Genomic DNA, 26,086 nt, shown 5'->3' on the forward strand with positions numbered 1-26,086 from the left:
AGTCACTGACTCTACGCGTAGCGACAGTGACTGACGCAATGTGGCGTCAGTCACTGCCGTAAAAGCCGGGTAGGCTCGGGGCGTGCCACGGAGCGGAGCAGAAGCGCGCAGCCGCCTCAAACAGGCGGCGCTGGAGCTGTACCGGGAAAACGGGTTCGACAAGACGACCACCGCGGAGATCGCCGCCCGGGCAGGCGTCACCGAGCGCACGTTCTTCCGGCACTTCCCAGACAAACGCGAGGTCCTCTTCGACGGCGAAGCCGACCTGCGCGAGGACCTCACCCAGTCGGTCGCCAATGCCCCAGAAGGCCTTGCGCCGCTGGAAATCCTGCTGCGCGCCTTCACGAAGGCCGGGCAGATCATGGAGCGCAACCTGCCGTTCGCCGAACCGCGCCGCGATTTGATCGCCGCGACGCCGACGCTGCGCGAACGCAATCTCGCCAAGGCGGCGACCATCGCAGAAGCACTCGCGGAAGCCTTGCGGCAGCGCGGAGTCGAAGACCGGCTGGCGCGGCTGGCGGCACATGCCGGATGGGCGACGTTCCATCACGCCACGCAGGCGTGGATCAGCGATCCCTCACGGAGTCTCGACGACTATCTGGCGGAGGCGTTCGCTGACCTGCACACGCTCGCGGAAGTCCACTCAGGACAGTAAAACGGCCCTCCCGCACCAGGCGGGAGGGCCGTGAAGAAATGCTCAGCGGCGCTTGGGTTTCCAGACCACCAGCGAGGTGGTTTGCCGCAGCGGCACCAAATCCTTGCGATAGGACGCGTGCACCGCGGCGGCGGCTTGTTCGGCGGCCGCGTACGCGGCGGCGAGTTCTTCGGTCAGCTCGTGCACCCGGGACTGCAGCGCGTCGACCTGGTTCTCCAGTTCGATGATGCGCTTGATCCCGGACAGGTTGACCCCGTCCTCCTGCGAGAGGCGCTGGACCTCGCGCAGCAGGGCGATGTCGCGCAGCGAGTAACGCCGTCCGCCGCCCGCAGTTCGGCCCGGCGAGACCAGGCCGTGCCGGTCGTAGGAGCGCAGCGTCTGCGCGTGCAGCCCGGAAAGCTGGGCCGCCACCGAAATCACGAACACCGGGGTGTCCTCGTCCGCGCCGTGCGGGAGTCCCGGATTACCGCCGAACATCACCCTCACCTGCCTTCGAGCAACTCGGTGATCTCAGGCCGCGGATCGTGGCCCTTCATCGCCTCGGCGTAGGCCTCAAGTGCCGACCGCGCCGCGTCGTCGAGCTTCGCCGGGACCGCCGCCTCCAGGGTGACCAGCAGGTCGCCCTGCGCGCCGTCCCGCTTCTGAATGCCCTTTCCGCGCACTCGCAACACTCGTCCGCTCGCGGTACCCGCGGGCACCTTGAGCGACACCTTGCCTTCGAGCGTCGGCACCGTGACCGTGGTGCCCAGCGCGAGTTCGGTGAAGTCCACCGGCACAGTGAGCGTGAGGTTGAGGTCCTTGCGCCCGAACAGCTTGTGCGGGGCCACGTGCACGCGCACGTACAGATCGCCCGCCTGCGCGCCGCCCCGGCCGGGTTCGCCCTGGCCCGCCAGCCGGATCCGCTGGTCGTCCTTCACGCCCGGCGGGATGCGCACGGTGAGCGTGCGGGTGCGGGTGCTGACGCCCTCGCCGCCGCACTCCGGGCACGGGTCGTCGATGATCTTGCCCCGGCCGCGGCAGTCCTGGCACGGCTCGGAGAACGCGAACGCGCCCTGGCTCCGGCTGACCAGCCCGGACCCGCTGCAGGTCGGGCAGATCCGCGGCGAAGTGCCCGGCTTCGCGCCGTTGCCGCCGCAGGTGGAACAGGTGGCCGGGCTCGACAGCCGCAACGGCAGCGTCGCGCCCTTGACCGACTCGAGGAAATCGATCCGCACGTCGGTCTCGACGTCCGCGCCGCGCTGCGGCCGGTTCGCCGTGGCACCGGCGGCCCCGCCCCGGCCGCGGCCGAAAATGCCGCCCAGGATGTCGCCGAGCCCGCCGAAACCGCCCTGCTGACCCTGCGCGCCCGCCTGGTTGAACAGGTCGCTCATGTCGAACCCGCCGGCGCCGCCGCCACCGGGGAAGCCGCCGAATCCGCCCGCGCCGCCGGATCCGAAGAGCGTGCGCGCCTCGTCATACTCCTTGCGCTTGGCCGGGTCGGACAGCACGCCGTACGCCTCGGACACGGCCTTGAACTTGTTCTCGGCCGCGGTGTTGCCCGCGTTGGCGTCCGGGTGGTTTTCCTTGGCCAGCTTGCGGTAGGCCTTCTTGATCTCGTCCGCGGTCGCGTCGGAGGAGACACCCAGCTCTTTGTAGAAGTCCTTGCCGATCCACTCCCGAGCACTCATCGGGTGTCTCCTCCTTTCGCTGCAAACCGATTGTTACTGCTGGCCGGACTCATCGACCGAACCGTCGAGCGGCAGTTCGCCGCCGACCGGCGGATCGACCGGCTGCCCCGCCGGGGCTTCGCCGGGCTCGTGGTCGGTCACGCCGACCAGCGCCGCGCGCAGCACCCGCTCGCCGAAGCGGTAGCCGCGACGCATCACCAGGGTGACCGTCGGGCCCTTCACGTCCGGGGACGTCGTGTGCTGCACGGCCTCGTGGATGCTCGGGTCGAACTCTTCGCCCTCGGCCCCGAACGCTTCCAGGCCGGACCGCTCCAGGCTGGAGACCAGCTTGTCGGCCACCGCCTTGAACGCGCCGGTGAGGTCGCCGTGCTGCTCCGCACGCTGGAGGTCGTCCAGCAGCGGCAGCAGATCGCCGACCACGGACGCTTTGGCGCTCTGCACCACGGCCTCGCGGTCGCGGTCGACCCGCTTGCGGTAGTTCGCGTACTCCGCCTGCAAACGCTGCAGGTCGGCAGTGCGCTCGGACAGTTGCTTTTCGACATCCGAGGTGGCCGAAACCGCTTCGTCCACGGAATCGCCCAGCGAGGGGCCCGCGTGCTGCGCGGGCTCCTCACCGGCCGGAGTCTCCTCCGCGGCGGGCGGGCGGACCTCGCCGGTCTGCGGGTCCACCCGTCGCCGATCCCGCACGACTACCGGTTCCTCGGGGCCAGTGCCCTCGGTCTCGGAGTGGCGGGGGGTCACTTCTTCTCGTCCTCTTCCACGATCTCGGCGTCGACCACGTCGTCCGCCTTCGACTTCGGAGCGTCGCCCGCGGCACCGGCCGCGCCCTCAGCACCCGGAGCGCCCTCGGCGCCGGCCGCGCCCGCGTTCGCGTACAGCGCGCTGCCCATCTCCTGCGAAGCGGTGTTCAGCTTCTCGATGGACTCGCGGATCTTGGCCGAGTCGGTGCCCTTGAGCGCCTCGTTCGCCTCGTCGATCGCGGTCTTGACCTTGCCCTTGAGGTCCTCGGGCAGCTTGTCGTCGTTGTCCTTGACAAACTTCTCGGTCTGGTAGACCAGCGTCTCCGCCTGGTTGCGGGTCTCCGCTTCCTCGCGGCGCTTCTTGTCTTCCTCGGCGTGCGCCTCGGCGTCCTTGACCATGCGCTCGATGTCGTCCTTCGGCAGCGCGGAGCCGCCGGTGATCGTCATCGACTGCTCCTTGTTCGTGCCGAGGTCCTTCGCGGTCACGTGCACGATGCCGTTGGCGTCGATGTCGAAGGTGACCTCGATCTGCGGCACGCCGCGCGGGGCCGGCGGGAGACCGGTCAGCTCGAACATGCCGAGCTTCTTGTTCGCCGCGGCGATTTCGCGCTCGCCCTGGAACACCTGGATCTGCACCGACGGCTGGTTGTCGTCCGCCGTCGAGAAGATCTCGGACCGCTTGGTCGGGATCGTGGTGTTGCGCTCGATCAGCTTGGTGAAGACGCCGCCCTTGGTCTCGATGCCCAGCGACAACGGGGTCACGTCGAGCAGCAGGACGTCCTTGACCTCGCCCTTGAGCACGCCCGCCTGCAGCGCGGCGCCCACGGCGACGACCTCGTCCGGGTTCACGCCCTTGTTCGGCTCGCGGCCGCCGGTCAGCTCCTTGACCAGCTCGGACACCGCCGGCATGCGGGTGGAACCGCCGACGAGGACCACGTGGTCGATGTCGCCGACCGCGATGCCCGCGTCCCGGATGACGTTGTTGAACGGCTGCCGGGTGCGCTCCAGCAGGTCCGAGGTGATCTTCTGGAACTCGGCGCGCGACAGCGTCTCGTCGAGGAACAGCGGGTTCTTGTCCGCGTCCACCGTGATGTAGGGCAGGTTGATGCTGGCGGAGTTGGAGCTGGACAGCTCGATCTTCGCCTTCTCGGCCGCCTCGCGGATGCGCTGCAGCGCCATCTTGTCCTTGGTCAGGTCAATGCCGTTGGCGGCCTTGAACTTGTCGACCAGCCAGGTGACGATGCGCTCGTCCCAGTCGTCGCCGCCGAGGTGGTTGTCACCGGAGGTCGCGCGGACCTCGACGACGCCCTCGCCGATCTCCAGCAGGGACACGTCGAACGTGCCGCCGCCGAGGTCGAAGACCAGGATGGTCTGTTCCTTCTCGCCCTTGTCCAGACCGTAGGCCAGCGCGGCCGCGGTCGGCTCGTTCACGATCCGGAGCACGTTCAGGCCCGCGATCTGGCCGGCCTCCTTGGTGGCCTGCCGCTGCGCGTCCTCGAAGTACGCCGGGACGGTGATCACCGCGTCGGTGATCTCCTCGCCCAGGTACGCCTCCGCGTCGCGCTTGAGCTTCATCAGCACGCGCGCGCTGATCTCCTGCGGCGTGTAGGCCTTGCCGTCGATCTCGGTCTTCCAGTCGGTGCCGATGTGCCGCTTCACGGACCGGATCGTGCGGTCGACGTTCGTGACGGCCTGGTTCTTCGCCGGCTGGCCGGTGAGCACTTCGCCGTTCTTGGCGAAGGCGACGATGGACGGGGTGGTACGGGAGCCTTCCGAGTTGGCGATGACCGTCGGCTCGCCGCCCTCAAGGACGGCGACGACCGAGTTGGTCGTGCCGAGGTCGATGCCGACCGCTCGCGCCATGGTGCTTCCTCTCGTGTTCTGGACTGGGTTGCTGCTATGTTCGTGACCTGCGGTTTCGAGGCACTCTTGAGTACCTTCTTAGCAGGTTCTCGAGGTCTCGCGCACGGCTCGGTTTTCCAGACTTGAGCCGACCGCGCTCAACCTTGCTATCAGGATAACGGCGGACCCTCCGGTCTTGTTCCCGGGTTCACCCGCAGAATTCGCCCCGCGGCGGTGTGACGCCACTCACCAGGTACCTGGCCTCGGCCCGCCGCACGCACTCGGAGTTGAGCAGCCCGGTGTGGCCGTCGCCGAGGTACGTGAGCAGCGCCGATCCGTCGATGCTCGCGGCGAGTCCGCGGGCCCACGGCAACGGCGTCGCCGGGTCGTGCGCACCGCCCACGACGAGGATCGGCGGGGCTCCGCGCACCGGATGCGGCTGCGGCGGGTTCAGCGCGGGAAGCGGCCAGCCGGTGCAGCCCGCGGAGAGGTCCCAGTACTCGCTGTAGCGCCAGCTGTGCGGGGCGACCGCGCGGATCACCCCGGCTGTCGCGCGCAGGTCCGCCAATCCGGTGAACGGCGACGGGAAGTCCTGGCAGCCGATCGAGCGGTACGCGCCGTAGGTCTCGCTCGCGAACGACGCGTGCTGGGCGAGCGCGCTCGCGTCCGGGTCCGCCAGAGCGCGGCTCAGCTCGGGCCACTCGGCGGGGAGATAGAGGTAGCCGTACGCGCCGGAGGCCAGTTCCTCGCCGGTTGCCTTGCGGCCCAACGCTTTCGCGTACGCGCCGTGGGTGACGAGGTCGTCGTAGCGGGCGAGCGCGTTCTTTCCGTGCAGCGCGCAGTCCGTCGAACGGTCGCACCACCCGGCGAACCGCCGCAAGGCGTCCTCGGTGGCAACGGCCTCCTCGACCATCGCCTGCCGCATCGGCCGGGCATGGTCGATCGCGCCGTCGAGCACCATCGTGCGCACCCGGTCCGGATGCTTCGACGCGTAGACCGCGCCCAGTTCGGTGCCGTACGAGACGCCGAGCCAGGAGATCTTCTCCTCGCCGAGCGCGCCGCGGATCGCGTCGATGTCCTCCGCGGCGCTTTGGGTGTCGACGTGCCCGAGCATCGGGCCGGTCTTGGCGAGACAGTCCTCGCCGGCCGCGCGGTTGTGCGCGACGAAGGCGTCGTACTGCTGCTCGGTGGCCGGGAAGAGACCGATCTTCGGGTCGTGCAGCTTCGCCGGGTCACAGCTGATCTTCGGATCGCTGAACCACACGCCGCGCGGGTCGAAGCCGATGATGTCGAAGCGGTCCCGCAACGGTTTCCGCGCCGAGCCGATGACCTTGGGGTCGAGTCCGCCGAAGCGCACGAAGCCGACCCCGGACCCGCCCGGCCCGCCAGGGTTGACCAGCAGCGATCCGATCCGGTGCTGCTGGTCCGCCGCGGGCAGTCGGGTGAGCGGGAGGTGCGCCGTGCCGGTTTCCGGATGGGCGCGGTCGATGGGCACTTCGACCTGGCTGCATTGCGCGGTCGGTTCCTGCTCGGTCCCGCACGGCGTCCAGGTCAACGCCGGGGTCGGTGCGCTGACCAGCGGAAGCAGGGTCAGCACGGCGGCGGCCAGGTTCATGCCCGGCGCACCCGCGCCGTCCCGTCGTCGGCCGCGGTACGGAGCACGACTGCCTCCGCGTTCCGGACGACCCCTTGCTGCACCGGGATTTCCACCACCGCGACCGGCGTGGTGGCCTGCGGTTCAGGCGAGTGGCCGACCGCCGCGGTGATCGCGAACGCCCCCACCGCGCCCGCCAGCACCGCGGCGAGCAGCCGCGTTTCGAGTTTGCGCATGATGTGTCTGTTCTCCCCTTCAGACGGCCTTGACGGTGACGCTGCCGCTGTCCGTGTTCAGCTCGAGCGTCTTCGCGTCCGGACCTGAGTTCTGCGGAATGTCGATGCTGCGGTGGCCGCTCTCGCTGTTGCCGGTGACCTGGTAGGACCCGGTGCGCGGCACGGACACCTCGACGCGGCCGGAGTCGGCCTGCGCCTTGACGTTGTTGGGCTGGGTCAGCGTGAGCTCGATCCGCCCGCTGCCCGCCGAGACGTCGACCGGCCCGCGCAGGCCGTCGCCCTCGATCCGGCCGGACTGGCTGTGCACCCGCACCTCGCCGACGTTGTGCAGTTCCGTCGAACCGCTGTCCAGCTGGAGCTTGACCAGCCCCGGAACGTCCTGCATCCGCGCCTGCCCGGAATCGGCGGTGACGTCGACGCTGCCGACGCCCGCGAAGTCCAGCGTGCCGGAATCGGAGTTGCCCGTGACCGGAATGCCGGGCGGGACGATCAGCTCCATGTCGGCGGTGCAGTTGCGGCCGCAGTCGACGATGACGAGCTGGTCTCCCTCGACGCGGTAGGCGTCGCCGGGCGCGCCGCTGAAGTGGTAGCGAAGGGTCTGGTGCACGCGAGCCGCGCCGGGAGCCGTGCGGATGCGCACGTCGCCGGAGCCGTTCTCCAGTTTCACCCCGCGGATCTCCTGCGTCAGCGTCGCGTCCCGCGAAACCGTGGAACCGAACCCCCACCCGCCGAATCCGATCGCCACCCCAACGCCGATCACCGCGATGCCGGCCACTGCCAGAAGCGGGCGTGCCATGTCAGTTCCCCTCAGTACCACTCTCGGCTGTCTGGAGAGACGTTAGAAGGTGCGGGGCCCCGGGGACATCCGGTAAACCCCCCGAAACATCCCTGAGGCGGCGACCGGAGGGCCAGGGTCCTAACCTGGCGGCCGGAGAGCCCCGTTGATCAGGAGGAACCCATGCCCCAGCCGCCCAATCCGTACGACTACCTGCCGTCGGTTCCCTCGTTCACGCTGCGCAGCACGGACATCGCCGACGGCGAGACCCTGGCCCAGCCGCACCTCTCGGGCATCTTCGGCGCCGGCGGCGAGGACCGCTCGCCGCAGCTGGCGTGGGAAGGCTTCCCGGAAGGCACCCGCAGCTTCGCGGTGACGGTGTACGACCCGGACGCCCCGACTGCCAGCGGGTTCTGGCACTGGGCCGTGTTCAACCTCCCGGCTTCGGTGACCTCGCTGGAGGCTGGCGCGGGCGACTCCGCAGGGTCGGGGCTGCCCTCCTCGGCGGTCACGCTTAAGGGTGACGGCGGGGTTCGGCAGTACCTGGGCGCCGCACCGCCTCCCGGACACGGGCCGCACCGGTACTTCTTCGTGGTGCACGCGCTGGACGTGGAGACGTTGGAGGTGCCGGAGGACGCTACGCCCGCGTTCCTGGGGTTCAACATGTTCGGGCACACGCTCGGGCGGGCCACGTTGGTGCCGGTTTACGAGAACAAGGGCTGAGTTCGTCCGTGGAAGAGCCGACGGTGGAGGTTGCGGACGGCGTGGTCTTTCCGCAACCTCTGCCCGACACCGCGGGCGGAGTGGTCCTCGGCGCCGACGGACGCGCGTTCGTGCAGTTCCGGAGCCCGGACCGGCCGCGGTATCCGAGCACGTGGGACGTCGTGAGCGGCCACCTCGAACCGGGCGAGACGACGCTGGGAGCGCTCGCCCGCGAGGTCTTCGAGGAAACCGGCTGGCGGCTGCGCCGCGTGGTCGGGAACCTCGGCCGCCACCGCTGGCCGCTCGACGACGGCGAAGAGGTCGGCGATTTCTACCTGATAGAAGTCGAGGGCGACCTGGCCCGCCCGGTCCTGGAATGGGACAAGCACCCGCACAGCGCGTGGTTCGGCAAGGAAGACCTGGACCGGCTGCTGGTGAACTGCGCACCCGGCGACACCTTGATCCGGGACGTCGTGGCCGCCGCCCTCTCCGTCCACAATGGACCTACCGGAGCGACTCCCGGTTGACCCCCTCGCGTTCGAGGAACCGGCCCTTCGTGTGCTCCTCGAACCCGAACTGCCGGTACAACCCGTGCGCGTCCGCGGTGTGCAGCATCCAGCGGAAGCCTGCTCCCGGCCCGTGGTCGATCATCTCGCGCACGAGTTCCTTGCCCAATCCGCTTCCGCGGGCGGACTCGACCACGAACACGTCGCCGAGATACGCCGAGGTCACTCCGTCGGAGAAGGCTCGCGCGAAGCCGACCTGCCGTCCGTCCGCGCGCGAGTAGGCCCCGACGACCCGCCACGATCCGGCGATCGCCGCTTCCACCTGTTCTCGCGTCCGCCATCGGCCCCAATAGGCCTCGGTGGAAAGGAATTCCCACAGCACGTCGAGGTCGAGCCGCTCCCGCCGGTCGTCGACCTCGTATTCACCCACGACCCTCATGCCCGGCAAGCTAGCCGACCGCGTCCCGGAAATTCCACCGAATTCAAGCGGGTTTGAGCAGGTAATCCACCACCGGACGCAGCTCCTCCGCGGACGGCGGCTCGTCGTCGATCAGCCCCTGGATCAGCAGCCCGTCGATACCCGCGAGAAAGACCCGGAACGCGACCTCGTCGTCATGCCGGACCATCGACGTCAACACATCCAGCCACCGCCGCGCCGCCGGGCGCAGCTCGGGTTTGCGCGCAGCCAGCAGGTACAGCTCGTACTCCGCCATCGTGCGACCCCGCCGCGGCCCGAGCGCCTCGGCGAGCAGGCCAGCCACCTCTTCGGCACCGCGGCTGCCGCGCGACCGGGCGCGGTCGATCATCCAGTACACCTCGGTCGCCATGTCGCGCGCGCACGAGATGAGCGTCGCTACGAGCAGGTCGTCCAGCGAGGAGAAGTGATAGGTCGTGGACGTCGTCGGCACGCCCGCTTCAGCGGCGACCGTGCGGTGCGTGACCCCGGCGACGCCGTCGCGTTCGATCACTCGCAGGGTCGCCTCGATGATCTCCGTCCGGCGCTTCTCGCCGCGCGCCTTGCGGCCGTCGGTCTGGATTTTCACGATTGGCTCCCGACCTCGATGAGCACCACCCCGCCGACCACGAGCACCAGCCCGGAGATCACCGCGAGGTTGATCGGCTCCTTCAAAAACAGCACGCCGACCAGCGCGACCAGCGCCACGCCCGCCGCGGCCCAGATCGCGTAGGCCACCCCGATCGGCAGCCCGAGCTTCAGCACCCGCGACAGCGCGAAGAACGCCAGCCCGTACCCGACGACCACCAGGATCGACGGCGTCACCTTGGAAAAGCCCTCGGAGAGTTTGAGCGAAATCGTGGCGGTCACTTCTGCGGCGATGGCCAAAGCGAGGTACAAGTAAGCACCCATAGCACAATAAAGTACCTGAACGATCGTCCCACTTGCTAGCGAGGCGTGCACCACATCGGTGGGACTTGGGACCGTCGGACCGGTTACCCATCAGTAAGAAGCGTTACCCTGCTCGGCACCGGCGCGCTCGCGCGGCGGCACCACCACACCGGACGAAAGGCACCCGACGATGGGCGCTGTACAGCTGACGCTCGGGGGGATTTCCGTCCTCCTGGGCATCGTCGCCTGGGGAATGTTCATCGCGACCATTGCCCGCTTCGTGCGGGTGATCAAGCTCGGCCAGCCGGACGCCACCCGCAACGGCCCGTTCATGGCGCGCTTGATGACCCTGGTCAAGGAGTTCGCGGCGCACACCCGCATGGCGAAGTTCCGCCAGGTCGCCCCGTGGCACTGGCTGGTCATGTGGGGCTTCCTGATCGGGTCGCTCGCGCTCTTCGAGGCCTACGGCGAGGTGTTCGTCCCGACCTGGGGCTGGCCGATCCTCGAGGACTGGTCGCTGTGGAGCCTCCTGATGGAGCTGCTCGGCGTCGGCACGGTCGTCGGCGGCGTCGCGCTCGCGATCATCCGGCAGCTGAACCACCCGCGCCGGGCCGACCGGCTGTCGCGCTTCGCCGGCTCGAACTTCAAGTGGGCCTACTTCGTCGAGGCCGTGGTGATCGTCGAGGGCATCGGCATCATCGGCGTGCGCGCCGGCAAGGCCGCGATGCACGTCCACGAGACGCCGACCTGGGCCGCCTTCGTCTCGAACCCGCTCAGCGAGCTGCTGCCCTCGAGCGCGGCGCTGGTGTCGGTGTTCGCCTTCATCAAGCTGATGAGCGCCACGGTCTGGCTGATCGTCGTGGCCCGCACGATGACCATGGGCATCGCCTGGCACCGGTTCAGCGCGTTCTTCAACATCTACTTCAAGCGCGAGGCGGACGGCGGCGTCGCGCTCGGCAAGGTCAAGCCGATGATGAGCAAGGGCAAGGTGCTCGACCTCGAAGAGGCGGACCCGGACGAGGACACCTTCGGCGTCGGCGCGATCGAGGACTTCAGCTGGAAGGGCTGGCTGGACTTCTCCACCTGCACCGAATGCGGCCGTTGCCAGTCGCAGTGCCCGGCGTGGAACACCGGCAAGCCGCTGTCGCCGAAGCTGCTCATCACGCAGCTTCGCGACCACGCCTACGCGAAGGCGCCGTACCTGCTCGCGGGCGGCAAGCGCGACATGGCGGGCGACGAGGTCGGCCTGTCCGGCGACAACATGTACGCGGGCATCGACGTCCTCGCGATCGCTGAGTCGCAGAAGGCGCTCGTCGGCGATGACGGCGGCGTCATCGACCCGGACGTCCTGTGGTCCTGCACTTCCTGCGGTGCCTGCGTCGAGCAGTGCCCGGTCGACATCGAGCACGTCGACCACATCGTGGACATGCGCCGCTACCAGGTGATGATCGAGTCGTCGTTCCCCACGGAGCTGAACGGCATGTTCAAGAACCTGGAGAACAAGGGCAACCCGTGGGGCCAGAACGCCAAGGACCGCCTGCAGTGGACGGAAGACCTCGACTTCGAGGTCCCGGTCTTCGACGGCGACCTCGGCGACGCGGAGTACCTGTTCTGGGTCGGCTGCGCCGGTGCGTTCGAGGACCGCGCGAAGAAGACCACGCGGGCCGTCGCGGAACTGCTGCACATCGCGGGCGTCAAGTACACCGTGCTCGGCTCGGAGGAGTCCTGCACCGGTGACCCGGCTCGCCGCGCGGGCAACGAGTTCCTGTTCCAGATGCTGGCGCAGCAGAACGTCGAGGTGCTGAACTCGGTGTTCGAAGGCCGGGAACGCAAGGCGCGCAAGGTGGTCGTCACCTGTGCGCACTGCTTCAACACCCTCGCCAACGAGTACCCGGAGCTGGGCGGCCAGTTCGACGTCGTGCACCACACGCAGTTGCTGAACCGCCTGGTGCGGGAGAAGCACCTGACGCCGGTCGCGCCGGTCGCCGAGGACGTCACCTACCACGACCCCTGCTACCTGGGCCGGCACAACAAGGTCTACGACGCTCCCCGCGAGCTCGTCGGCGCGTCCGGTGCGCAGCTGCGCGAAATGCCGCGGCACGGCGACCGCTCGATGTGCTGCGGCGCGGGCGGCGCGCGGATGTGGATGGAAGAGAAGATCGGCAAGCGGATCAACGTCGAGCGCGTGGACGAGGCGCTCGGCACCGCTCCGTCGAAGATCGCCACCGGCTGCCCGTTCTGCCGCGTGATGCTCACCGACGGCGTCACCTCGCGCCAGAGCGACGGCATGGCGAGCGAAAAGGTCGAGGTCGTGGACGTCGCGCAGCTGCTGCTCACCGCGGTGAAGCGCAAGCCGGAGCCGGCGCTGGTCGCCTCGGGCGCGCCGTCGCTGGACGAATCGGACGCGGAACTGTCCGCCAAGCCGGACGTCCCGACCGACGAGAAGCCGACCGGAACACCGTTGCCCGAGGGCGACGACTGAGGTTCTCGCTGAAAACGGCCCCTGGCATCCGCGGATGTCAGGGGCCGTTTCGTTGCCGGGACGTACTGCTGAGTCGGGTTGCTGCCCGCCGTCAAAGCGGGCTTCGCCGCGACGGTCGACCAGTCGGTACTGGTCGTGGGCGCGCTCGCCCTCGTCGTGGCTGCTTGCAGCAGGCGGCGTACCCCGCGGTGCCGTTAGTCTTTCCGGCGTGAGCGACGAATCGGAGGGCGGCGGCGAAAGCACTCTTACCGTGGTGCTGGCCGGTGGGGTGAACCTGGCGATCGCGGTGCTGAAGCTCGTCGCGGGCATCATCACCGGATCGGGCGCGATGCTGTCCGAGGCCGCGCATTCGGTCGCCGACACCATCACCGAGGTGCTGCTGCTCACCGCGTTGAAACGGTCCGAGCGACCGGCTGATCGCCGCCATCCGTTCGGGTACGGCAAGGAGCGGTATTTCTGGTCGCTGCTGGCCGCGGTGTCGATCTTCGCTTCCGGTGCGGTTTTCGCGCTGTACGAAGGATTCACCACCGTTTTCGGAGAAGGCGCGGAGCAGACGAAACCGATCGTCGGCTACATCGTGCTGGCGCTGGCTTTCGCGCTCGAATCGGTGTCGTGGGCACAGGCCGTCCGCCAGGTCCGACGCGACGCGAAAGCCGAGCAGCGGCCGTTCTTCGCCTACCTGCGGATGATCGACGACCCGGCACCCAAGACCGTGCTCTTCGAGGACTCGGCGGCGCTGGTCGGTCTGCTGCTCGCGTTCGCCGGGATCGGGTTGCACCAACTGACCGGCTCGGACGTGTGGGACGGCATCGCGTCGATCCTCATCGGCGTGCTGCTCGCGTGCGTCGCGTACCTGCTCGGCAGCACGAACCGCGGTCTGCTGGTCGGCAGGCAGGCGGATCCGCGCCTGGTCCGCGGCATCCGGGATCACCTCGGAGCTGCGCCGGAAATCGACGCGCTGGTGGATCTGCAGACCATGCTGATGGGCACCGACCACGTCCTGGTCTGCGCCCGCGTGGACTTCGACGACGCTCTCGGCGCCGCCGACCTGGAACGCGCGTGCGTGCGGATGGCCGACGAGCTGAGCGAGCGGTTCCCGGACGTCGCCGAGGTGTTCATCGAACCCGTGCCGCGGACTGATCCGAAGCTGCGCGCGACGGTGCTGGCCCGGTACGGCGTGCCGCCGCGACCGAATCAGTAGCCGAAGTCCTGCGTCCAGTACCAGCCGTCGGTCGTGACGCCGACGCCCAGCTTCTTCAGCGAGCAGTTGAGGATGTTCTTGCGGTGTCCGCTGGAGTTCATCCACATCCGCATCACCTGGTCCGCGCTGGTCGCACCCTTCGCGATGTTCTCCGCCCCCGGTTTGGGATATCCCGCGGCGGTGATGCGGTCGGCGAAGCTCTCGCCTTCCGGGGTGTCGTGGGAGAAGTAGTCGCGCTGCGACATGTCGTCGCTGTGTCCCTGCGCCGCCTGGTCGAGATGGGATTCCTCGGCCACCGGATCGCAGCCCGCCTTGTCCCGCTCGTCGTTGACCAGTGCGAGGACCTGGCCCGCCAGCGTCGGCGCGCTGCGCGGCTTGGGTGCCGGCTTCGCGCTGCTGCTCGTCGGAGTGTCCTCTTTGGACTCTTCAGTCGACGGCGGCGGCGGGGGCGGCGCGGGAGTGGCCGAGGTCGACGGCGGTGCCGTAGTCGCGGGCGCAGTGCTGCTCGGGGTCGCCGACGTGGAGGACGCCGGCGACACCGCGAACGGTCTCAGCGCGCCCGAGGACAACCCGCCGTCGCGCGTTTCCGGGACAGCGACGCTCAGTGTGTCGAGGTGCCCGGAGCGCAGCGCGAACGTCCCGCCAGCTGCTCCGAGGCCCCCGAAGAGAACACTGAGAGTCACACTTACGACCCGGACGCGCACACTAATGGAGGACACAGCCGCGGAAACTATCACGAACTGATTACGATGGTTACCTCCAAATGGCGCAGCGGCGGGAGACCCACTACCCAGCGTCGAGAACCTCGACGTACCCGTCCGTCCCGTTGACGCGGATCCGTTGTCCGTCCTTGATCAGCTTCGTGGCGTTCTGCACGCCGACGACCGCGGGCAGGCCGTACTCCCGCGCGATCACCGCGCCGTGCGTCATCTGGCCGCCGACCTCGGTCACCAGGCCGGTGATCGCCACGAACAGCGGTGACCAGCTCGGATCCGTGTACGCCGTGACGAGGATGTCGCCCGGTTCGAGATCGGCGTCGCCGAGATCCAGGATGACGCGGGCGCGGCCCTCGATCGTCCCGGCGGACACCGGCAGCCCGCCCAACGCGCCTTCGGGCAAGTCGTCGCGGCGGTAGCTGCCGGAAACGGCCTCGCCATCCGAGGTGAGCACGCGGGGCGGCGTCATCGATTCGTAGGACCGGAACGCTTCCTTGCGCTGCTGGATCAGCTCGCGGTCGACCTCGCTCGTCCGCACGACCTCCTGGAATTCCTGCAGGCGCAAGAAAAAGAGGTCCTCCTGCTCGTCGAGCACACCAGCCCGCACCAGCCGCTCGGCCTCGCCCAGCAGAGCTTCCTTGTACACGAAATAGCGGCTGATCATGCCGTACTTCGGATACTCGCGGTACCCGGTGAACGTGCGGACGCGCTCGATCATCCGCTCGGTTTCCTCGGCCTTCGCCGCGCCGTCCGGCAAGGCACGCAACCGTTCCAGGACCTCCTGCGCCTTGTCCAGCGCTTCCTGACGGCCCTGTTCGAAGCGGCGCTGCCCGGCCCCCGGCTCGAAGTTTTTGATGTTGGACAACAACATCGGCACCAGCGCGACCGGCTGTTCGCTCCACCGCGGCCGGGTAATGTCGATCTCGCCGACGCAGCGCATCCCGTACTTGTCGAGGTACCCCTGGATCGCGGCGCGCGATTCCTCCCCGCCGGCCAGCTTCGGCAGTTCGTCCAGGAAGCCGTTGTCCTCGACGTCCTGAAGGAACGCGACGACCTCGGGATGGGCGCGGAGCACGTCGGCGACATCGAGGAGCGCCAGCCCCATCTCCGCGGTGACGTTGTGCGGGACGGACTGGGTGAGCGTGTCGGCGACATTCTTTTCGCCAAGCCACTCTTGGAGGTGGTCATTCAGCCACCAGGTCGCCTGCATCGCCGCGGTGAACACCTGGTGGCTGCGCCGGTCGAAGAGGATCCGGCGCATTTCCTCGACGTCCTCGAAAATGAAGTCGAGCAGTTCGCTGCCGGACTTCGCAGCGATTTCTCGCTGCAGCTTGGCGATGGAGGCCTCGCTGTGCTGGATCAGCTCGGTGACGACGGCCGGATCGGTTTCGATGGTGGCCGGTGCGGCGCCGGGGATCTGCTCGCCGGGTCCGTCGTCGTCGGACAGCGGGAGGAAGCCCTCGCGGGAAAGGACGGTCTCCAGCGCGTCCGCCATCAGCGGATCGGATTTCCCTACCACCGCGAGGAAACTGGCGCGGCTCTTGGGCACCGACAGCAACGCGGTGGCGTCCGCGAACAGCCGCCCGCCCGCCTCGGCCATCGGACGCGGGGTCGTCAACTGCCAGACCGACAGGCCCAGCGGCTTCATCGCGTCGGTCATCATCTGCTGGTGGCCGACGGAAAGGTAGACGTGGTTTCCCTCGTCGGCGGCCGCCGGGAGCGGGAACAGCGTGGTGATCGGGCGGCTCTGCACGATCTGGAACTCGTCGTCGGCCAGGCACCATTCGATGTCCTGCGGGCGGCCGAAATGCGCCTCGATCGTGCGGCCGAGTTCCACCAGTCGCAGGACCTGGTCGTCGGTCAGCGCGGCCTGTTCCTGCTGGTCCGCGTCGATCACCTGCTCTTCGGTGCCGCCGCCCTCGACGGCCAGGATGGCGCGTTGCTTGGCGGAGATCGCCTTGTCGACGATCGCGCCGTCGCGCACCTGGTAGTTGTCGGCGTTGACCAGACCGGAAACCAGCGCCTCGCCGAGCCCGAAGCTGGCCTCCACGACGGCGGTCTTCCGATTGGACGTCACCGGGTCGGCGGTGAAGAGCACCCCGGCCGCCTGCGGGAACACCATCTGCTGCACGACCACGGCCATGTGGACTTTCCGGTGGTCAAAGCCGTTGCGCAGCCGGTAGGTCACCGCGCGTTCGGTGAACAGCGACGCCCAGCACCGGCTGATGTGCCGCAGGACCGCCTCCGCGCCAAGGACATTGAGGTAGGTGTCCTGCTGCCCGGCGAAGGACGCGCCCGGAAGGTCCTCCGCGGTCGCGCTCGACCGGACCGCGTAGGCGCGTCCGTCCACCAGCGCGTCGGTGATCTCCTTCGCCAGATCGTCCGGGATCGCGATCGCTTCCAGCGCTTGTCGGATCTCCGCGCTGCCCTCGCTGATCGCGTCCCGGTCGTCCGGGTTCAGGTTCGCCAACCGGTCCAGCGGCCCGGCCAGTTCCGGCGCGTTCTCGATGATCCGCTCGAACGCTTCGGTCGTCACGCAAAAACCGGGCGGCACGCGGACCCCGTCGATCCGCGCGAGTTCGCCCAGATGCGCGCCCTTGCCCCCGACGATCGCGACCTGCTCCCGGTCGATCTGCCCGAGACCGAGCACGTAGCTACCCATTCGTTCGTTTCCCCCGTCTGTGGTCGTTCCCGGCTGTCGCTGCCTGTCGAGCGGAAGCCGGGTCGGCTGGAGATTCTGCGGTACCACCCGGGTCTTGCGGCAAGCCCCCCGATGCGTTATAAGTTAAATACGGCAGGGAGAGATATTCTTCGCTGCCTTTTCTTTTGCCCGCTTCAAGGGCTCACCTTCGTCGTCGTGGTGGCTTCCTTGGTCACCGGGCGTCCGGTCTGATCGGTCGCGGTCGCGGTGGTCGTCGTGGTGACGTCCGCGCGAGCCGAAAGCGTGCAGGCGCGGGTGACCTGTTCGCCAGGGGCCAGCTGGGTGACAGTGAACGAGCAGGCCGGGTCCGCGGCGCGAACGGTCACGTCGTGCAAAAGCGCGTCGCCGGTATTGCGGAGGGTGCTCACGTAGGTCACCGGGTCACCCGGCCGGATCGGCTGGTCCAGGTGATCGCGGCGCAGGTCCAACGCCGGGTGAAGCACCGCGAAGTCGGCTTTCCCGGTCGCGGTCACCGGCGGGCCCCACGGGGCGGCCGCGGTCGCGGTGAGCGGGGCGGCGCTTGCCGGTGCCACGCACTGGTAGCGCTGGGTTCCGCCGACCGCCAGTTCGGCGAAGGCGTGCGCACAAGCAGGGTCGCCGGCCACCCGGACGTCGTGCAGCGGCTGGTCGCCGGTGTTGGTCACCACGACCTCGAACGGCACCGCGTCGTCGGCTCGATACGCGCTGCCCGGGGCGTGTTGGGCGACGGACAGCGCGGGCTTCTTCACCTTGAACGACGCCTGGGCGGAAGCGTTGACCGTTCGCTGCGTCGGGTCGGTGCCGGTCACCTTCGCGGTGTTCGTGAACCCGGCCGCGCCCGCGGTGATCGAGCACTGGTACTCGATCTGCGCGTCCGGGGCCAGGCTCGGGATCTGGTGCGCGCAGGCCGGGGTGCGATCGTCCACAACGGACACCGCGGTCAGCGGAACGTCGCCGACGTTGCGGACCAGCAGCGAGAACGTGACCTTGTCGCCCTGGCGCACCTCGTACGGCTGGGCGTCCTTCATGATCGCGAGTTCCGGGTGGATGACGTCGATCTTCGCCGAGCCGGACGCGGTGACCGGGCGGTTCGTGGGGTCGGTTCCGGAGAGGGTGGCGAGGACGGCGAAGTCGTCCGGTTTGGCCTTCACCGTGCACTGGTAGCTCTGCGCGGCACCGGGTTCGAGGCGGTCGAACTTCTTCGGACACGCGGGATCAGTGCTGGTCACCGCGGTGAGCGGGACGTCGCCGGTGTTGGTGACGGCGACCGTCACGGTGAGAGCGTCGCCGACCCGCGCGACGGTCGGGTTCGCCGAGGTCAGCACGGTGAGCGCGGGATGGATCACGTCGATGTGCGCGTCGGCGGACGCGGTGAGCGGCGGGCCGACCGGCGGGGTGCCGGTGATGTGCGCGGTGCTGACCGCGTCGTCAGCGGGGGCGGGGATGGTGCAGTCGTAGGTTTTGTTCGCTTTCGGGGCGAGGGTGTCGAGGGCTTTCGCGCACGGGCCCTGGTCGGTGACCTTGACGGCGGTCAGCGGGGCGTCGCCGGTGTTGGTCGCGGTGATGGTGAAGGTGACCGGGTCACCGGCGCGGAAGGGGCCGCCGTGGACGGTCTTCGTCAACGACAATCCCGGGTGCACGACGGTGAACGCAGCGTCAGCGGTGGCGGTTACCGTGCCGCCGATCGGGTCTGCGGCGGTCACCTTCGCGGTGTTCGAGTAACCGTCATGCCCGGCTTTCGTGGTGCAGGTGTAGTGCTGTTCTTCGCCAGCGGCCAGGGTGGGGAAGTCGCGGGTGCAGCCGGGGGTCTTTTCGTCCACAATGGACACCTTGGCCAGTGGCACGTCTCCGCTGTTGCGCACGGTGATGGTGAAGGTGACTTCGTCCCCCTCGCGCACCTGCGTCGGCGCGACAGTTTGGGTGAACTGGACGGCGGGGTGGATGACGTCGACGTGTGCGCTCGCGTTCGCGGTGACGGGGCGGCCGGACGGGTCGGTGCCGGTGACCGTCGCGTCGCTGGTGAGATCGTCAGTCGCGGGCCGGGTGCAGGTGTAGGTCTGCTTTGCCTGCGGGGCAAGGGTTCCCAGCCGCTTCGCGCATTCCGGGACACTCGGGTCAGCGACCTGGGTGTCGCGGAGTTCGGTGTCGCCGGCGTTTGTGACGGTCAGGGTGAACGTCGCGGGCCCACCCGGGCGCACGACGGTCGGCGTCACGCTCTGCGCGAGCGTGACGAGCGGGTGGATCACGTCGATTGCTGCCTCCGTCGCCGCCGTCACCGGCGTTCCGACCGGCGGTTTCGCGGTGACCTGCAGTGCTTCTGTCACGTCGGCACCCGGTGCGGTAGTGGTGCAGTCGAACGCCCAGTTAGCTCCGGGGGCGAGGGTGTCGTGCTGTTGTGCGCAGCCATCGGCACGGGCCATTGTCGTGACGGCCAGTCCGGTGAGCGGCACGTCGCCGGTGTTCGCCACGACGACATGAATTGCGATGGAGTCGTTTTCGCGGAACGGTCCACCTTGGACAGTCGCGGTCAAGGTGACTGCCGGATGCTGCACGGTGAACGACGCGCTCGCCTTTGCGGTGACCGGACGGCCGGTTGGATCGGTGCCGGTGACGGTCAGGTCGTTCGTGAAGCCCTGCGTTCCGGCGACCGTGGTGCAGGTGAAAGTCTGCTTTCCTTGTGCGGCAACAGTTCCGAGGGTTCGCGCGCATTCGGCGACCCGGTCGTCTGCCACGGTGACGTCGTGGAACTCGGCGTCGCCAGCGTTGCTTACCGTGACAGTAAAGGTGACACGGTCCCCCTCGCGCACCTGCGCGGGCGCGGCGGCGACGGAAGCTTCCAACGTCGGGTGAACCACATCGATCCGCGCCTCCGCGGTCGCGCGCTGTGTCGTTCCGAGCTGGTCTTTGCCAGTCGCGACAACGGTATTCGTCACGTCGTCCGCCGGAGCTAACTGTTCGCACTTATACGTCTCGACCGCATTGGGCGCCAACGTGCCGAACTTGCGGACACAACCGGGCACGCTGTCGTCGGCCACCGCGACGTCGTCGAGCGGCACGTCCCCGGCGTTGCGCACGGTGACAGCGAAAGTGACGCGGTCCCCTTCGCGCACCTGCGCGGGGGAGGCGGCAGCGGTGACCGCGAGGGCCGGATGGATCACCGTGACAGTGGCCGAGGACTTGGCCGTGACCGGTCGGCCGGTGGCGTCCGTACCCGTGGCGGTAACGTTGTTTGTGGTGGTGAGCGCGGGTTTCGCGGTGCAGGAGTAGGTCTGCTGGGTGCCCGGCGTCAGTACGCCGAAGGACCGCGAGCACTCCGGAGTCAGATCATCGGTGACGTCGACCGGGTTGAGCGGGCTGTCACCGGTGTTGCGCACGGTGATCTTCCAGGCGACCTGGTCCCCGCCGTGCACCACCGGCGGGACGGCTTCCTTGGAAACGGAGATCGCGGGCGTGATGAGGGGGACTTTCGCATCCGCGGTCGAGCTGACGACCTTGCCGAGCGGGTCGATGCCCTTCACGGCCGCGCGAGCTCCGTTCGGCAGCGGCACGGTTGCCGCGCAGGTGCCCACCGCCGATTGGCCCGGCGCAAGGGCTCCGATGGCGCGTGCGCACGAGGGGACCGCTGGGTCGGCGATGGTCACGTCGTGCAGCGGAACGTCGCCGGTGTTGATGGTCTTGAGCGTGAAGGTCGCCTGATCGCCGGCGCGGTAAGCCGGTTTGTCGACCTGTTGACTCAACTTCAGGGCCGGGCGGAGGACATCGACGTTGCTGCCCGCCGAAGCCGACACCTGCTCCCCGCCGGAGCCCACCCCAGTCACCTTGACCGTGGCGACAAACCCCTTCTCCGGCGCGGCGAACGTGCATTGATAACGCGCGCTGGCCCCCGGCGCGAGGGTGCCGATCTTCTTGCCGCACTGCGGGTTCCGCTCGTCCACGACGTCCACATCGGACACCGGGACGGACGCCGGGTTCGTCACGCTGACCGTGAACGTCACCTGGTCGCCCGCGTGTACCCGATGCGGTTCGGCGACCGCCGTGACCTGCAATTCCTGCGCCGGCCGGGGCGCCGCATACGCCGCGGGGGTCAGCAGAGTGGCCACCAGGCCGAGGACTAAGAGCAGACGTTTCCCGGCCGAAACCATGCGGGCAAGTTTTCCACCATCCGGTGACGCCGCGGCGATTTCTTACCCGGCAGTGGGATTACCTCACTCCGCTGAGCGATGAGTGAGACGCACGGTTGACTCGTGGGTGATCGCCGCCGCCTGATCGAGGAAACCGATCACCGTTTGGAGTTGCTCGTCGGAGTAGCCGGCCGCGACCGACTTCGTCGCGGCGACGATGTAGTCCCACAGCGGCGCGACGCGCTCGACGTTCGCCGGGTCGACCCGGACGAGGACTTTCCGCCGGTCGTCCGGATGCGGCATCCGGTTGACGACGCCCTTGCGCTCGAGCCGGTCGACCAGCGCGGTGACCGACGCGGGCGCGAGTCCGGCGTACTCGGCCAGCTCCTTCGGCGTGAGCGGACCGAGCCGGGCGAGGTAGTCGGTCACCTTGCTCTCGACCGGCGAAAGGCCGTTCTGCTCGGCGAGCGCGGTGTGGAACATGACCGTCTCGGTCGACAGCACCCGGGCACGAAGCAGCAGCTCAGCGACCAGATCCTCGCGTTCGCTTGACATGTCCCGGAGTCTAGCGGACTCTTTAGTTCGATAGAACGAATTACTTTCCAAGATATTCGAAGGGGCGAATCATGGCACGGATCTTGATCGCGGGCGGGGGCATCGCGGGGGCGATCACCGCGATCGCGCTGCACGAGGTGGGGCACGAACCGGTCCTGTACGAGGCGTATGACCGCAGCGCGGAAGGGGTCGGCGCGTTCCTGACGCTCGCCGTGAACGGCCTCGACGCGCTGACGCCATTAGGGCTGAAACCGCTGGTCAAAGACCTGGGTTTCGACACGCCGCGGATGACCCTCGGGCTCGGCAACGGCCGCCGGCTCAGCGAGTTCCCGCTCGGCGGGCCGCTGCCGGACGGCACGGTGAGCCAGACCGTCCTGCGCTCCGATCTCTACGTGGCGCTGCGCGACGAAGCGGTCAGACGCGGCGTGCGCACGGAGTTCGGCAAGCGGCTCACCGACGCCGAACAGTCGGCGGACGGCGTCGCCGCGGTCTTCGCCGACGGCACGAAAACCCACGGCGACCTGCTGATCGGCGCGGACGGGCTGCGGTCGACAGTCCGCCGGATCCTGGATCCCTCCGCCCCGTCGCCGCGGTACGTGCCGCTGCTCAACACCGGCGGTTTCGCCCGCGGCCTCGACCTCGACGACGAGCCCGGCATCATGCACATGGTGTTCGGCCGCAAGGCGTTCTTCGCGCACGTACTCGCCCCGGACGGCGCGGTCTGGTGGTTCGCGAACGTGCCGCACGCCAGCGAACCGACCGAATCCGACCTCGCCGGGATGCGCGGCCCCGGCTGGCGGAAGCGACTGCTCGACCTGGTCCGCGCGGACCGCACTCCGGCCGCGGCGATCATCGAGGCGAGCGAAAACATCTACGAACCGTGGGCGACGTACGACTTCCCGACGGTCCCGGTGTGGCATCGCGGCCGGATCGGCCTCATCGGCGACGCCGCGCACGCGACGTCACCGGCGGCCGGGCAGGGTGCGGCGATGGCGATCGAGGACGCGGTGACGCTCGCGATGTGCCTGCGCGACGTCGCCGACCCGGCGGCCGCGTTGACCACCTTCGAAACGCTGCGCCGCGAGCGGGTGGAAGCCGTTGTGGCCCAAGGCAAACGCAACGGCGACGCCAAAGCCCCGGGCCCGATCGGCCGGGTGCTCCGGGACTTCTTCATCACGCGCGCGATGCGCAAACCGGCCACCGACGACCCGAACCGGTTCATGTGGGAGCACCGGATCGACTGGGCCGCCCCGGTGAAGGCGGCTTAGCGCCAGGTGTCGACGCGGTGGAAGTTCTTGTACGCGCGGCTCGGCGTCGGCCCGCGCTGCCCCTGGTAGCGGGAGCCGGCCTCGCTGGAGCCGTACGGGAATTCCGCCGAGCTGGACAGCCGGAAAATGCACAGCTGGCCGATTTTCATCCCGGGCCACAGCGTGATCGGCAGGTTCGCGACGTTCGACAGCTCGAGCGTGATGTGCCCGGAGAAGCCGGGGTCGATGAAGCCCGCGGTGGAGTGGGTGAGCAGCCCGAGGCGGCCGAGGGAGGATTTGCCCTCGAGCCGTCCGGCGAGGTCGTCGGCGAGCCGGACCTGCTCGAACGTGGACCCGAGCACGAACTCGCCGGGGTGCAGCACGAACGGCTCGTCGCCCTCTTTTTCGACCAGCGAGGTCAGCTCGTCCTGCTGCAGCTGCGGGTCGATGTGGGTGTACTTGCTGTTGTCGAAGACCCGGAAGTACCGGTCGAGCCGGACGTCGATGCTGGACGGCTGGACCATGGCAGGGTCGAAGGGGTCGATGCCGAGGCGGTCGGCGTCGAGCTCTTTGCGGAGGTCACGGTCACTGAGCAGCACGGATGCAGCCTATCGGGCGGGCAGGCGCGGCCGGGGCACCCCTCCGTCCGAACACCGCGTCCATCCGCCTGAGGTACCGCCGCCGCCCGAACGCGCCGAGCGCTTCCTGCAGCGCAGTCGCACCGGGCACCAGCTGCCGCACGGTCTCCGCCGCGTAATTCACCCCTGCGGCGGCGAGCACCGCGGCCTGCGCGACCGGGTTGTCCGGCAGCCCGAGAAAGTCGGCGTTGTCCCGCCCGAGCACGAGCCGGCTGATCGCGGAATGCACGCCGACGTTTACCTGCGCGAGCACCTTCCCGGCCGCCCCGCGCCCCTCGCCGATCGCCGCGTGCGTGTCGACGAGGGCGCGGGCGAGCCGGACGGAGTCGTCGTCGGGAATGAACTCGGTGGCGGCGAGCATCCAGAGCAACCGCCAGGCGTCGTCTTCATCGGCGGGCAGCAGCTCGTCGGCGACGCCCATCAGCCAGCCGACGTAGCGCCAAAGATGCAGGATGTCGGCCTTCTCGCGGGCGGTGTAGCGGAGGCCGAGCAGCTGGGTGCCGAAGACGTAGACGAGCGAGAAGAGCAGGAGCGTGCCCGCGGTCTGGACCTGATTGACCGGCCGGTCCCACCGGTCGTAATCCCAATCCGGCCGGTTGTTCATCGCGCGCCGGACGTGCGCGTGCACCAGCCGGATCTTGAGCGCGGCCTGATACCCCGTGCGGTGCTTTTGGAGCGCGCCCGGCGTGGTGACGTCAATCCACCACGCCGCGGTCTCCACCAGCCGCCGCGGTGCCCGATGCTCGATTTCCCCGGTCCCGACCAGGGATTTCGTCGCGCGTGAGGCCAGGTAGCCGCCCATGAGCGACATGTCGCCAAGCGGGAAAAGCCCGAGCAGCCCGGCGCGGGTGATGGCCTTCGCGCCGCGGACGAGCCTTTGCTGGTCGACCCAGTACGGGGTGGCCTCGACCTGGTCGATGAAGTCTTTCAGCTCCGGGTGAACCTGTTCCCCCGCCAACGCCTGGTCGACGCGGCTTTGCTGGTGGGGCTCCCGGTGCAGCCACTCGACGACGGCGTCGGCCAGGGCGTCTTCCTGCTGCGCGAAGGTGCGAAGCCGCTTGAGCTGCGCTTCGTCGGCGGTGGCACCCCGGCTCCGGGCGGCCAGCCGGAACCCGCCCTGCCGGAACATCTCAGGAGACATCTCGGGGTCGTCCATCGCGCACCTCCGCACCGTGGGTCGACAACAAGTGTTGTCACTTTGGCGGGGGAGCGTCAAGGCGTAGCCCCGCTGGACATGGGGGTGCCGTGGTTGTGTATGCTGGCGGAGCACTGCGGATGTAGTTCAATGGTAGAACATCAGCTTCCCAAGCTGAATACGCGGGTTCGATTCCCGTCATCCGCTCTCATAGAGAAGCCCCAGGTCAGTGGTTGTCCACTTTAGACCTGGGGCTTTCTTTATCTGCGCTCTTCACTTCTCGCGTGCGAGCCCGCGGACTAGCGTCGACCAAGCGAGGCAGTCCTCCGCTAACGATCCGGAGGAGACCGTCCGCGCCGCAACTCGTATCGCTCATTCGCCCTCATCAAAGTCGGGCGTGTGGCGCATCTGCACGGAGCCGAGCCTGCTCTGGGTCGGAGTCGCGATCTGAGACGAGCAGCCTCTCAAGAGGTGATCTACGGGGCGGAACGACTTATCCGACACAGTCTTCGCTGCGGCCTTCCTGTCTCTGCCGAAGACACTAGGAAGGCAATAGGGTGAACGACGAAATATGCCTTGGCTTGACAACCGAGAAATGACGCGTATCAAGGGTTGCCACCCGCGTAATGCCGAGCCGCTCAGCCAGTGCGATGACGCACGCATCGGCGGTTCCCAACGGGAGATCCGCGTACTTCTCCACAAGGTCGGCCGCCCGCGCGATATCGGCGAGCATCATGGACTCGACGGTGTAGAGTCCGTCAGCGACGTCGCGAAGAAAATCGGCTTCCGCTGAAGCGCCGGCACGCGAGCCAAGCATGTAGCCAATTTCCACAAGCAGCGGCTCCGGCAAGATCAGTGGCTCTAGAGTCGAAGCCAGGAGTTCGGTACAGCGTTCGTGGTCGTCATCGCGCCGGTTGCCCATGGCGACCACGACTCCAGTGTCGACCAGGATCACGCCGATTTGCCCGATCCGCTGCCAAGTTCTCGACGGGCCACTTCCTTGGCGCGCCGGCCGAGGTCGTGTTCACCTTCGAACACGCCTACGGTGCGAAACCGACGACGTGGCGGTTCAGCGTCTGGTGGCACCTCCGCCAGTTGCCGAAGCGCCGCCAACGCAGCGGATACCCGTTCGTCGGGAACCGCCTCGAGGAGGCGTCGAGCCTCTTCACGAGGAGCGCCCGGATCAGGGGCTTCGCTAGTCGCCATGCCACCATCCTAGCTGCAACCACACACAATTCCGACGAACGCG

General features: G+C 68.5%; 24 protein-coding genes and 1 tRNA gene. 7 read left to right on the plus strand and 18 right to left on the minus strand.

What is annotated here, in order from left to right; all coding sequences use genetic code 11:
- Positions 1 to 82: 82 nt before the first annotated feature.
- Positions 83 to 655 carry a TetR family transcriptional regulator gene (locus tag WA670_RS03100; RefSeq protein WP_134727698.1) on the plus strand — a complete coding sequence of 191 codons (573 nt, stop codon included), beginning with the start codon at positions 83 to 85 and terminating at the stop codon, positions 653 to 655.
- A gap of 42 nt (positions 656 to 697) precedes the next feature.
- On the opposite strand, the gene WA670_RS03105 is transcribed toward WA670_RS03100, so the two are convergent.
- The 7 genes from WA670_RS03105 to WA670_RS03135 all read right to left on the minus strand — a co-directional run bounded on the left by WA670_RS03105 (position 698) and on the right by WA670_RS03135 (position 7,530).
- The gene (locus WA670_RS03105; RefSeq protein ID WP_037808901.1) at positions 698 to 1,132 is read right to left on the minus strand and encodes a heat shock protein transcriptional repressor HspR; all 435 of its coding nucleotides are present in this window, start codon (positions 1,130 to 1,132) and stop codon (positions 698 to 700) included.
- A gap of 5 nt (positions 1,133 to 1,137) precedes the next feature.
- A complete protein-coding gene (dnaJ, locus tag WA670_RS03110; RefSeq protein ID WP_134664309.1) occupies positions 1,138 to 2,322 on the minus strand; it encodes a molecular chaperone DnaJ in 1,185 nt (394 codons plus the stop codon).
- Between the two features lie 33 nt (positions 2,323 to 2,355).
- Positions 2,356 to 3,063, minus strand: a complete 708-nt coding sequence (gene grpE / locus WA670_RS03115; RefSeq protein WP_037808905.1) for a nucleotide exchange factor GrpE — start codon at positions 3,061 to 3,063, stop codon at positions 2,356 to 2,358.
- On the minus strand, positions 3,060 to 4,925 hold the full coding sequence (gene dnaK / locus WA670_RS03120) for a molecular chaperone DnaK (protein WP_037808908.1): 1,866 nt from the start codon (positions 4,923 to 4,925) through the stop codon (positions 3,060 to 3,062). The genes grpE and dnaK overlap by 4 nt, the downstream gene beginning before the upstream one ends.
- 187 nt (positions 4,926 to 5,112) lie before the next feature.
- Positions 5,113 to 6,519 (minus strand): alpha/beta hydrolase, encoded by a 1,407-nt coding sequence (locus WA670_RS03125; protein WP_336156875.1) that lies wholly within the window; start codon positions 6,517 to 6,519, stop codon positions 5,113 to 5,115.
- Positions 6,516 to 6,734, minus strand: coding sequence for a hypothetical protein (locus WA670_RS03130; protein ID WP_275293676.1), 219 nt, complete (start codon positions 6,732 to 6,734; stop codon positions 6,516 to 6,518). The genes WA670_RS03125 and WA670_RS03130 overlap by 4 nt, the downstream gene beginning before the upstream one ends.
- Positions 6,735 to 6,753: 19 nt before the next feature.
- Entirely contained in the window at positions 6,754 to 7,530 is a 777-nt protein-coding gene (locus WA670_RS03135; RefSeq protein ID WP_336156876.1) for a DUF4097 family beta strand repeat-containing protein, read from the minus strand.
- A gap of 162 nt (positions 7,531 to 7,692) precedes the next feature.
- Here WA670_RS03135 and WA670_RS03140 point away from each other — a divergent pair, with 162 nt between their 5' ends.
- Positions 7,693 to 8,232, plus strand: a complete 540-nt coding sequence (locus tag WA670_RS03140; protein ID WP_336156877.1) for a YbhB/YbcL family Raf kinase inhibitor-like protein — start codon at positions 7,693 to 7,695, stop codon at positions 8,230 to 8,232.
- A 23-nt stretch (positions 8,233 to 8,255) separates the two neighbouring features.
- Positions 8,256 to 8,738: an NUDIX hydrolase gene (locus WA670_RS03145; RefSeq protein WP_205670006.1), complete on the plus strand. Its 483-nt coding sequence runs from the start codon at positions 8,256 to 8,258 to the stop codon at positions 8,736 to 8,738.
- Here WA670_RS03145 and WA670_RS03150 read toward each other — a convergent pair.
- Genes WA670_RS03150 through WA670_RS03160 form a run of 3 tightly spaced genes read right to left on the minus strand, consistent with a single transcriptional unit; the run spans position 8,716 to position 10,083 of the window.
- A complete protein-coding gene (locus WA670_RS03150; protein ID WP_134664299.1) occupies positions 8,716 to 9,156 on the minus strand; it encodes a GNAT family N-acetyltransferase in 441 nt (146 codons plus the stop codon). The two genes, WA670_RS03145 and WA670_RS03150, sit on opposite strands and share 23 nt — an antisense overlap.
- A gap of 43 nt (positions 9,157 to 9,199) precedes the next feature.
- Positions 9,200 to 9,760, minus strand: a complete 561-nt coding sequence (locus tag WA670_RS03155; RefSeq protein ID WP_009085017.1) for a TetR/AcrR family transcriptional regulator — start codon at positions 9,758 to 9,760, stop codon at positions 9,200 to 9,202.
- On the minus strand, positions 9,757 to 10,083 hold the full coding sequence (locus WA670_RS03160) for a DMT family transporter (RefSeq protein ID WP_037808919.1): 327 nt from the start codon (positions 10,081 to 10,083) through the stop codon (positions 9,757 to 9,759). The genes WA670_RS03155 and WA670_RS03160 overlap by 4 nt, the downstream gene beginning before the upstream one ends.
- 169 nt (positions 10,084 to 10,252) lie before the next feature.
- Here WA670_RS03160 and WA670_RS03165 point away from each other — a divergent pair, with 169 nt between their 5' ends.
- Together WA670_RS03165 and WA670_RS03170 are read left to right on the plus strand one after the other, a co-directional pair.
- Entirely contained in the window at positions 10,253 to 12,544 is a 2,292-nt protein-coding gene (locus WA670_RS03165) for a (Fe-S)-binding protein (protein WP_336156878.1), read from the plus strand.
- A gap of 208 nt (positions 12,545 to 12,752) precedes the next feature.
- Entirely contained in the window at positions 12,753 to 13,745 is a 993-nt protein-coding gene (locus WA670_RS03170; RefSeq protein ID WP_134727704.1) for a cation diffusion facilitator family transporter, read from the plus strand.
- Here the strand turns inward: WA670_RS03170 and WA670_RS03175 are convergent.
- The 4 genes from WA670_RS03175 to WA670_RS03190 form a co-directional block, all read right to left on the minus strand.
- Positions 13,739 to 14,428, minus strand: coding sequence for a CAP domain-containing protein (locus WA670_RS03175; RefSeq protein WP_336156879.1), 690 nt, complete (start codon positions 14,426 to 14,428; stop codon positions 13,739 to 13,741). The genes WA670_RS03170 and WA670_RS03175 overlap by 7 nt on opposite strands.
- 103 nt (positions 14,429 to 14,531) lie before the next feature.
- Entirely contained in the window at positions 14,532 to 17,123 is a 2,592-nt protein-coding gene (gene rph / locus WA670_RS03180; protein ID WP_336156880.1) for a rifamycin-inactivating phosphotransferase, read from the minus strand.
- A gap of 173 nt (positions 17,124 to 17,296) precedes the next feature.
- On the minus strand, positions 17,297 to 21,283 hold the full coding sequence (locus WA670_RS03185; protein ID WP_336156881.1) for a DUF7507 domain-containing protein: 3,987 nt from the start codon (positions 21,281 to 21,283) through the stop codon (positions 17,297 to 17,299).
- Positions 21,284 to 21,346: 63 nt separating this feature from the next.
- On the minus strand, positions 21,347 to 21,817 hold the full coding sequence (locus WA670_RS03190) for a MarR family winged helix-turn-helix transcriptional regulator (RefSeq protein WP_043831607.1): 471 nt from the start codon (positions 21,815 to 21,817) through the stop codon (positions 21,347 to 21,349).
- Positions 21,818 to 21,888: 71 nt separating this feature from the next.
- Here WA670_RS03190 and WA670_RS03195 point away from each other — a divergent pair, with 71 nt between their 5' ends.
- Positions 21,889 to 23,085, plus strand: coding sequence for an FAD-dependent oxidoreductase (locus WA670_RS03195; protein WP_336156882.1), 1,197 nt, complete (start codon positions 21,889 to 21,891; stop codon positions 23,083 to 23,085).
- Here the strand turns inward: WA670_RS03195 and dcd are convergent.
- Both dcd and WA670_RS03205 read right to left on the minus strand, forming a co-directional pair.
- On the minus strand, positions 23,082 to 23,663 hold the full coding sequence (gene dcd, locus WA670_RS03200; protein ID WP_037354328.1) for a dCTP deaminase: 582 nt from the start codon (positions 23,661 to 23,663) through the stop codon (positions 23,082 to 23,084). The genes WA670_RS03195 and dcd overlap by 4 nt on opposite strands.
- Positions 23,650 to 24,858 (minus strand): oxygenase MpaB family protein, encoded by a 1,209-nt coding sequence (locus WA670_RS03205; protein WP_336156883.1) that lies wholly within the window; start codon positions 24,856 to 24,858, stop codon positions 23,650 to 23,652. Before WA670_RS03205 ends, dcd begins: the two co-directional genes overlap by 14 nt.
- A gap of 115 nt (positions 24,859 to 24,973) precedes the next feature.
- Between WA670_RS03205 and WA670_RS03210 the strand changes: the two genes are divergently transcribed.
- Positions 24,974 to 25,044 (plus strand) — tRNA-Gly (locus WA670_RS03210).
- A gap of 334 nt (positions 25,045 to 25,378) precedes the next feature.
- Here WA670_RS03210 and WA670_RS03215 read toward each other — a convergent pair.
- Positions 25,379 to 25,792 carry a type II toxin-antitoxin system VapC family toxin gene (locus WA670_RS03215; protein WP_037808933.1) on the minus strand — a complete coding sequence of 138 codons (414 nt, stop codon included), beginning with the start codon at positions 25,790 to 25,792 and terminating at the stop codon, positions 25,379 to 25,381.
- Complete coding sequence (locus WA670_RS03220) at positions 25,789 to 26,043, minus strand: hypothetical protein (RefSeq protein ID WP_078870279.1); 255 nt, start codon at positions 26,041 to 26,043, stop codon at positions 25,789 to 25,791. Before WA670_RS03220 ends, WA670_RS03215 begins: the two co-directional genes overlap by 4 nt.
- Positions 26,044 to 26,086: the final 43 nt, after the last annotated feature.

The organism is Amycolatopsis sp. VC5-11, assembly GCF_037034185.1.
Taxonomy (GTDB): Bacteria; Actinomycetota; Actinomycetes; order Mycobacteriales; family Pseudonocardiaceae; genus Amycolatopsis; species Amycolatopsis nivea.

Coding starts and splice junctions, on each gene's coding strand:
- WA670_RS03105 (WP_037808901.1), bottom strand. CDS start 1,132: ATGTTCGGCGGTAATCCGGGACTCCCGCACGGCGCGGACGAGGACACC.
- dnaJ (WP_134664309.1), bottom strand. CDS start 2,322: ATGAGTGCTCGGGAGTGGATCGGCAAGGACTTCTACAAAGAGCTGGGT.
- dnaK (WP_037808908.1), bottom strand. CDS start 4,925: ATGGCGCGAGCGGTCGGCATCGACCTCGGCACGACCAACTCGGTCGTC.
- WA670_RS03125 (WP_336156875.1), bottom strand. CDS start 6,519: ATGAACCTGGCCGCCGCCGTGCTGACCCTGCTTCCGCTGGTCAGCGCA.
- WA670_RS03130 (WP_275293676.1), bottom strand. CDS start 6,734: ATGCGCAAACTCGAAACGCGGCTGCTCGCCGCGGTGCTGGCGGGCGCG.
- WA670_RS03135 (WP_336156876.1), bottom strand. CDS start 7,530: ATGGCACGCCCGCTTCTGGCAGTGGCCGGCATCGCGGTGATCGGCGTT.
- WA670_RS03140 (WP_336156877.1), top strand. CDS start 7,693: ATGCCCCAGCCGCCCAATCCGTACGACTACCTGCCGTCGGTTCCCTCG.
- WA670_RS03150 (WP_134664299.1), bottom strand. CDS start 9,156: ATGAGGGTCGTGGGTGAATACGAGGTCGACGACCGGCGGGAGCGGCTC.
- WA670_RS03160 (WP_037808919.1), bottom strand. CDS start 10,083: ATGGGTGCTTACTTGTACCTCGCTTTGGCCATCGCCGCAGAAGTGACC.
- WA670_RS03165 (WP_336156878.1), top strand. CDS start 10,253: ATGGGCGCTGTACAGCTGACGCTCGGGGGGATTTCCGTCCTCCTGGGC.
- rph (WP_336156880.1), bottom strand. CDS start 17,123: ATGGGTAGCTACGTGCTCGGTCTCGGGCAGATCGACCGGGAGCAGGTC.
- WA670_RS03185 (WP_336156881.1), bottom strand. CDS start 21,283: ATGGTTTCGGCCGGGAAACGTCTGCTCTTAGTCCTCGGCCTGGTGGCC.
- WA670_RS03190 (WP_043831607.1), bottom strand. CDS start 21,817: ATGTCAAGCGAACGCGAGGATCTGGTCGCTGAGCTGCTGCTTCGTGCC.
- WA670_RS03195 (WP_336156882.1), top strand. CDS start 21,889: ATGGCACGGATCTTGATCGCGGGCGGGGGCATCGCGGGGGCGATCACC.
- WA670_RS03205 (WP_336156883.1), bottom strand. CDS start 24,858: ATGGACGACCCCGAGATGTCTCCTGAGATGTTCCGGCAGGGCGGGTTC.
- WA670_RS03220 (WP_078870279.1), bottom strand. CDS start 26,043: ATGGCGACTAGCGAAGCCCCTGATCCGGGCGCTCCTCGTGAAGAGGCT.